The organism is Acidocella sp. C78 (assembly GCF_907164655.1).
Map to the genome: position 1 here is coordinate 1 of NZ_CAJQZK010000117.1, position 6333 is coordinate 6333.

7 protein-coding genes and 5 pseudogenes are annotated in these 6333 nt (G+C 61.9%); 6 read left to right on the forward strand and 6 right to left on the reverse strand.

The annotated features are described in order from the left end of the window. Positions 1-435: methionyl-tRNA formyltransferase (locus ACIDOCELLA78_RS96520; protein WP_283770878.1), on the reverse strand; the 435-nt coding region annotated here is incomplete at its 3' end. After that, complete coding sequence (gene def / locus ACIDOCELLA78_RS96525; protein ID WP_201729630.1) at positions 435-1001, reverse strand: peptide deformylase; 567 nt, start codon at positions 999-1001, stop codon at positions 435-437. The genes def (ACIDOCELLA78_RS96525) and ACIDOCELLA78_RS96520, both read right to left, overlap by 1 nt. A gap of 116 nt (positions 1002-1117) precedes the next feature. Between def (ACIDOCELLA78_RS96525) and ACIDOCELLA78_RS96530 the strand changes: the two genes are divergently transcribed. Together ACIDOCELLA78_RS96530 and ACIDOCELLA78_RS96535 are read left to right on the forward strand one after the other, a co-directional pair. Next, positions 1118-1621: an Hsp20 family protein gene (locus tag ACIDOCELLA78_RS96530; protein ID WP_174502704.1), complete on the forward strand. Its 504-nt coding sequence runs from the start codon at positions 1118-1120 to the stop codon at positions 1619-1621. Between the two features lies 1 nt (position 1622). Beyond that, positions 1623-1880, forward strand: coding sequence for a DUF1150 family protein (locus ACIDOCELLA78_RS96535; RefSeq protein ID WP_201729602.1), 258 nt, complete (start codon positions 1623-1625; stop codon positions 1878-1880). A gap of 147 nt (positions 1881-2027) precedes the next feature. On the opposite strand, the gene msrA (ACIDOCELLA78_RS96540) is transcribed toward ACIDOCELLA78_RS96535, so the two are convergent. Together msrA (ACIDOCELLA78_RS96540) and ACIDOCELLA78_RS96545 are read right to left on the reverse strand one after the other, a co-directional pair. Then, positions 2028-2705 (reverse strand): peptide-methionine (S)-S-oxide reductase MsrA, encoded by a 678-nt coding sequence (msrA, locus tag ACIDOCELLA78_RS96540; protein ID WP_201729603.1) that lies wholly within the window; start codon positions 2703-2705, stop codon positions 2028-2030. Between the two features lie 26 nt (positions 2706-2731). Next, entirely contained in the window at positions 2732-3157 is a 426-nt protein-coding gene (locus ACIDOCELLA78_RS96545) for a hypothetical protein (protein ID WP_374223273.1), read from the reverse strand. On the opposite strand from ACIDOCELLA78_RS96545, the pseudogene ACIDOCELLA78_RS96550 reads away from it, so the two are divergent. Then, a pseudogene (locus ACIDOCELLA78_RS96550) lies at positions 3105-3571 on the forward strand (amidophosphoribosyltransferase); the annotation flags it as partial. The gene ACIDOCELLA78_RS96545 and the pseudogene ACIDOCELLA78_RS96550 sit on opposite strands and share 53 nt — an antisense overlap. 47 nt (positions 3572-3618) lie before the next feature. Further along, positions 3619-4274 (forward strand): annotated as a pseudogene (msrA, locus tag ACIDOCELLA78_RS96555) (peptide-methionine (S)-S-oxide reductase MsrA). A 147-nt stretch (positions 4275-4421) separates the two neighbouring features. On the opposite strand, the gene ACIDOCELLA78_RS96560 reads toward msrA (ACIDOCELLA78_RS96555), so the two are convergent. Both ACIDOCELLA78_RS96560 and ACIDOCELLA78_RS96565 read right to left on the reverse strand, forming a co-directional pair. After that, entirely contained in the window at positions 4422-4679 is a 258-nt protein-coding gene (locus tag ACIDOCELLA78_RS96560; RefSeq protein WP_374223272.1) for a hypothetical protein, read from the reverse strand. A 1-nt stretch (position 4680) separates the two neighbouring features. Continuing rightward, positions 4681-5182 (reverse strand): annotated as a pseudogene (locus tag ACIDOCELLA78_RS96565) (Hsp20 family protein). Positions 5183-5297: 115 nt separating this feature from the next. Here ACIDOCELLA78_RS96565 and def (ACIDOCELLA78_RS96570) point away from each other — a divergent pair. Then, positions 5298-5865 (forward strand): annotated as a pseudogene (gene def, locus ACIDOCELLA78_RS96570) (peptide deformylase). Continuing rightward, positions 5865-6333 (forward strand): annotated as a pseudogene (locus ACIDOCELLA78_RS96575) (methionyl-tRNA formyltransferase); the annotation flags it as partial. The pseudogenes def (ACIDOCELLA78_RS96570) and ACIDOCELLA78_RS96575, both read left to right, overlap by 1 nt.

The following is a 6333-nucleotide window of genomic DNA, read 5'->3' on the forward strand; positions in this document are numbered from 1 at the left end:
GGTATCCAGCCCCTCGTCCATCTGCATGATGGTGACGCCGGTCTGTGCGTCACCCGCCAGCACTGCGGCATGGATCGGTGCAGCGCCACGCCAGCGCGGCAACAGGCTGGCGTGGATATTGATACAGCCGCGCCGGGGTGTCGCCAGCATGTCCGGGGGCAGCATCTGCCCATACGCGGCAACAACGGCAACATCGAGATCAAGGCTGCGGAAATAGGCTCTTTCGGCATCGTCGCGACGCAGACGTTCCGGCGTCCGAACCGACAGACCGAGCCCGTCGGCCGCCTCGTGAACGGGGCATTTGTGAATTCGATGCCCTCGCCCAACCGGGCGCGGCGGCTGGCAATAGACCGCAACCACGTCATGGCCTGCGCCATGCAGCGCCTTCAGCGCCGGAACCGCAAATCCCGGCGAGCCCATGAAGACCAGACGCATCAGCGCGCCGGCTTTCGGGCCGCCTTTTCGCGCAGATCCTTCGCCAGCTTGCGCAGGATCATGTTCCGCTTGAGCGCCGAGAGATGGTCCACGAACAGGACACCATCCAGATGATCGATCTCATGCTGGATACAGGCGGCCAGAAGTCCATCAGCCTCCATAATCCGCTTCCTGCCGCCCTCGTCCTCGAACGACACGCTGATCTGCCCCGGCCGGATCACCTCGGCGTATTGTCCCGGCAATGACAGGCAGCCTTCCTCGCGCGACACCAGCTCCTCGCTGCGCGCAGTGATTTCCGGGTTGATCATGACGATGGGCTGTCTCTGGTCATCCGGCGCCAGATCCATGACCACCAGGCGCAGCGACACACCGATTTGCGGAGCCGCAAGACCGATGCCCGGCGCGCGATACATGGCCGCGAACATCCGCGGAACCAACTCGGCGACCTCGTCGCGGTCGGCGCCGACAATCCGGCGCGCCTTCATGCGCAGCCGCTTGTCGGGCACGATCAGGATCTCGGGGATACCGGCATCGGCAATATCGGTCGTCACGCTCATCCGCGCCATGTAGCCCTGCCGCTCCGCCCGATCAATCGGTACTTGCATAGGCCGCGATTTATGCCCATTTCGGGTGTGCGAAACGCCGTTCGGGTTTCGCTTGTCTCGCTCGAAAGGAGGAGGCTTTGACCACTCGCGTTTTTACTTCGCCCCTGTTTCTGGGCTTCGATCATCTTGAGCAGGTGATTGAACGTGCCGCAAAGGCTTCGTCGGAGGGATATCCGCCCTACAACATCGAACAACTGAGTTCGACGAGCCTGCGCATCACGATCGCTGTCGCCGGATTCACGATGGATGATCTCCAGATTACACAGGAAGACAATCAACTGGTGATCCGCGGCCGGCAGAATGACGACATGCAGGGACGGATCTTCCTGCATCGCGGGATCGCCGCACGGCAGTTCCAGCGGGCTTTCGTTCTCGCCGAAGGCATCGAGGTCAAGGGAGCATGGCTGGATAATGGGCTCCTGCATATCGACCTCGCACGGCCGTTGCCGGAAGCGAAAATCCGGACGATCGCCATCAAGAAAGGTGCTGGCGGCCAGAATGGCGCCAGCACGGCACGCACGCTCGATAGCGACGCGATTGCATCGCGTGTGGTCGGCCGTGAACTCCAGGAGGGTTCCTGACATGAACATCAAGGCCCACGACGGCATCGCCGATGATGCGCCGTTCCAGGCGTTTCTTGACCCGCATCATATTACCGAGTCGCAACTCGCCGATCTCGGGCTCCAGGAAATCGCGTATGTCCGCCCAATCATGACGCCGTCCGGCCCGGCATTTGGCGTATTCGCCGCCAACGGCGTGCCGATGGCCGTCGCGGCCGACAACAACGTCGCCCGAGCAGCGATCGTCCAGCACGAACTTGCTCCGGTCTCGGTCCACTGAGGCTTGAGAGTCAACGCAAGTCGAATGCGGATATATCCTCAACCCTTGGAAAGCCGCTCCGGTCGGGTGGAAGCACCTGACCGGGTGATGCTCTAATTATCAATATCATAGAGCGCGACATCCGATCTGGATGGATCGGAAAGTGCTCTAGGCGGCGAACATTACGCCGACGGGGCAACCCACGCCCGTCCCGCCGAGCCCGCAATAGCCGTTCGGGTTCTTGGCCAGATATTGCTGGTGATACGCCTCCGCGAAAAAGAAGGTGGGCGCGGGAGCAATTTCCGTGGTGATCGAGCCGAAGCCAGCCGCGGAGAGCGCTGATTGGTACGAATCGCGGGATGCTTCGGCAACGCTCAACTGCGTATCCGACATTGCACAGATGATCGAACGATATTGCGTGCCGATATCACCGCCCTGGCGCATACCCTGCGTCGGGTCGTGGCTTTCCCAGAACACCCGCAACAGCGCCTGGAACGACGTCACTTTCGGGTCGAAGACAACCAGAACAACCTCGGCATGACCCGTGCGGCCGGAACACACCTCTTCATATGTCGGGTTCGGCGTGAACCCGCCCGCATACCCAACCGCCGTCACCACAACACCCGGGATCTGCCAGAATTTACGCTCGGCGCCCCAAAAACAGCCAAGGCCGAACAGCGCGACCTCCGTTCCCGGCGGATAAGGTGCAGCAAGCCGGGCACCGCTGACATGGTGAAATTCGGGAACCGGCATTGGCGTCGCGCGACCAGGCAGCGCCTCGCCCGGCGTCGGCATCCGTGTTTTCATCGACATCGTCATGGCCATGATCCTCTCCAGCATTTTCATGTCCGGAAACCCAAGCCCGACAACAATCAGGCTAGCTCCGCCAATAGCGAGAATTGAGGGTCTCGCGGCTCGGCGTGGTCTGTCAACGGGATCGGATAATCGCCGCTGAAGCAGGCATCGCAATAGGCTGGCGCCTCCGCGTCGCGCCCGCTATGGCCCAAGGCGCGATAAAGCCCGTCGATCGAGATGAAGGCGAGGCTGTCGACTCCGATCAGCGCGGCCATTTCCGCCTCGCTGTTGCGAGCGGCCAGCAGCTTGGCCCGCTCCGGCGTGTCGATTCCATAGAAGCAGGAATGCGTGGTCGGTGGCGAGGATATCCGCATGTGAACCTCGCGTGCGCCGGCCGCGCGCACCATCTCCACAATCTTCTTCGAGGTGGTACCCACGCACGATCGAATCATCGAGCCGTACGCATCGTTTCGCCATTTAGGCGGCGGGAAGCCATTGGCCAATTCGGCCGCCGCCTAAGGCGCAAACGGTCCGTTCTGGTCGATGATTCGATCGTGCGTGGTACCACCTCGAAGAAGATTGTGGAGATGGTGCGCGCGGCCGGCGCACGCGAGGTTCACATGCGGATATCCTCGCCACCGACCACGCATTCCTGCTTCTATGGAATCGACACGCCGGAGCGGGCCAAGCTGCTGGCCGCTCGCAACAGCGAGGCGGAAATGGCCGCGCTGATCGGAGTCGACAGCCTCGCCTTCATCTCGATCGACGGGCTTTATCGCGCCTTGGGCCATAGCGGGCGCGACGCGGAGGCGCCAGCCTATTGCGATGCCTGCTTCAGCGGCGATTATCCGATCCCGTTGACAGACCACGCCGAGCCGCGAGACCCTCAATTCTCGCTATTGGCGGAGCTAGCCTGATTGTTGTCGGGCTTGGGTTTCCGGACATGAAAATGCTGGAGAGGATCATGGCCATGACCGATGTCGATGAAAACACGGATGCCGACGCCGGCGAGGCGCTGCCTGGTCGCGCGACGCCAATGCCGGTTCCCGAATTTCACCATGTCAGCGGTGCCCGGCTTGCTGCACCTTATCCGCCGGGAACGGAGGTCGCGCTGTTCGGCTTGGCTGTTTTTGGGGCGCCGAGCGTAAATTCTGGCAGATCCCGGGTGTTGTGGTGACGGCGGTTGGGTATGCGGGCGGGTTCACGCCGAACCCGACATATGAAGAGGTGTGTTCCGGCCGCACGGGTCATGCCGAGGTTGTTCTGGTTGTCTTCGACCCGAAAGTGACGTCGTTCCAGGCGCTGTTGCGGGTGTTCTGGGAAAGCCACGACCCGACGCAGGGTATGCGCCAGGGCGGTGATATCGGCACGCAATATCGTTCGATCATCTGTGCAATGTCGGATACGCAGTTGAGCGTTGCCGAAGCATCCCGCGATTCGTACCAATCAGCGCTCTCCGCGGCTGGCTTCGGCTCGATCACCACGGAAATTGCTCCCGCGCCCACCTTCTTTTTCGCGGAGGCGTATCACCAGCAATATCTGGCCAAGAACCCGAACGGCTATTGCGGGCTCGGCGGGACGGGCGTGGGTTGCCCCGTCGGCGTAATGTTCGCCGCCTAGAGCACTTTCCGATCCATCCAGATCGGATGTCGCGCTCTATGATATTGATAATTAGAGCATCACCCGGTCAGGTGCTTCCACCCGACCGGAGCGGCTTTCCAAGGGTTGAGGATATATCCGCATTCGACTTGCGTTGACTCTCAAGCCTCAGTGGACGAGACCGGAGCAAGTTCGTGCTGGACGATCGCTGCTCGGGCGACGTTGTTGTCGGCCGCGACGGCCATCGGCACGCCCGTTGGCGGCGAATACGCCAAATGCCGGGCCGGACGGCGTCATGATTGGGCGGACATACGCGATTTCCTGGAGCCCGAGATCGGCGAGTTGCGACTCGGTAATATGATGCGGGTCAAGAAACGCCTGGAACGGCGCATCATCGGCGATGCCGTCGTGGGCCTTGATGTTCATGTCAGGAACCCTCCTGGAGTTCACGGCGACCACACGCGATGCAATCGCGTCGCTATCGAGCGTGCGTGCCGTGCTGGCGCCATTCTGGCCGCCAGCACCTTTCTTGATGGCGATCGTCCGGATTTTCGCTTCCGGCAACGGCCGTGCGAGGTCGATATGCAGGAGCCCATTATCCAGCCATGCTCCCTTGACCTCGATGCCTTCGGCGAGAACGAAAGCCCGCTGGAACTGCCGTGCGGCGATCCCGCGATGCAGGAAGATCCGTCCCTGCATGTCGTCATTCTGCCGGCCGCGGATCACCAGTTGATTGTCTTCCTGTGTAATCTGGAGATCATCCATCGTGAATCCGGCGACAGCGATCGTGATGCGCAGGCTCGTCGAACTCAGTTGTTCGATGTTGTAGGGCGGATATCCCTCCGACGAAGCCTTTGCGGCACGTTCAATCACCTGCTCAGATGATCGAAGCCCAGAAACAGGGGCGAAGTAAAAACGCGAGTGGTCAAAGCCTCCTCCTTTCGAGCGAGACAAGCGAAACCCGAACGGCGTTTCGCACACCGAAATGGGCATAAATCGCGGCCTATGCAAGTACCGATTGATCGGGCGGAGCGGCAGGGCTACATGGCGCGGATGAGCGTGACGACCGATATTGCCGATGCCGGTATCCCCGAGATCCTGATCGTGCCCGACAAGCGGCTGCGCATGAAGGCGCGCCGGATTGTCGGCGCCGACCGCGACGAGGTCGCCGAGTTGGTTCCGCGGATGTTCGCGGCCATGTATCGCGCGCCGGGCATCGGTCTTGCGGCTCCGCAAATCGGTGTGTCGCTGCGCCTGGTGGTCATGGATCTGGCGCCGGATGACCAGAGACAGCCCATCGTCATGATCAACCCGGAAATCACTGCGCCGCAGCGAGGAGCTGGTGTCGCGCGAGGAAGGCTGCCTGTCATTGCCGGGACAATACGCCGAGGTGATCCGGCCGGGGCAGATCAGCGTGTCGTTCGAGGACGAGGGCGGCAGGAAGCGGATTATGGAGGCTGATGGACTTCTGGCCGCCTGTATCCAGCATGAGATCGATCATCTGGATGGTGTCCTGTTCGTGGACCATCTCTCGGCGCTCAAGCGGAACATGATCCTGCGCAAGCTGGCGAAGGATCTGCGCGAAAAGGCGGCCCGAAAGCCGGCGCGCTGATGCGTCTGGTCTTCATGGGCTCGCCGGGATTTGCGGTTCCGGCGCTGAAGGCGCTGCATGGCGCAGGCCATGACGTGGTTTGCGGTCTATTGCCAGCCGCCGCGCCCGGTTGGGCGAGGGCATCGGAATTCACAAATGCCCCGTTCACGAGGCGGCCGACGGGCTCGGTCTGTCGGTTCGGACGCCGGAACGTCTGCGTCGCGACGATGCCGAAAGAGCCTATTTCCGCAGCCTTGATCTCGATGTTGCCGTTGTTGCCGCGTATGGGCAGATGCTGCCCCCGGACATGCTGGCGACACCCCGGCGCGGCTGTATCAATATCCACGCCAGCCTGTTGCCGCGCTGGCGTGGCGCTGCACCGATCCATGCCGCAGTGCTGGCGGGTGACGCACAGACCGGCGTCACCATCATGCAGATGGACGAGGGGCTGGATACCGGTGCGATGCTTCTGGCCGAGTCGCTGCCGAT

Bases quoted from the DNA above. Each gene is read 5' to 3' on its own strand.
- ACIDOCELLA78_RS96560 (WP_374223272.1), bottom strand. From the start codon at position 4,679: ATGAACATCAAGGCCCACGACGGCATCGCCGATGATGCGCCGTTCCAG.
- def (WP_201729630.1), bottom strand. From the start codon at position 1,001: ATGGCGCGGATGAGCGTGACGACCGATATTGCCGATGCCGGTATCCCC.
- msrA (WP_201729603.1), bottom strand. From the start codon at position 2,705: ATGAAAATGCTGGAGAGGATCATGGCCATGACGATGTCGATGAAAACA.
- ACIDOCELLA78_RS96535 (WP_201729602.1), top strand. From the start codon at position 1,623: ATGAACATCAAGGCCCACGACGGCATCGCCGATGATGCGCCGTTCCAG.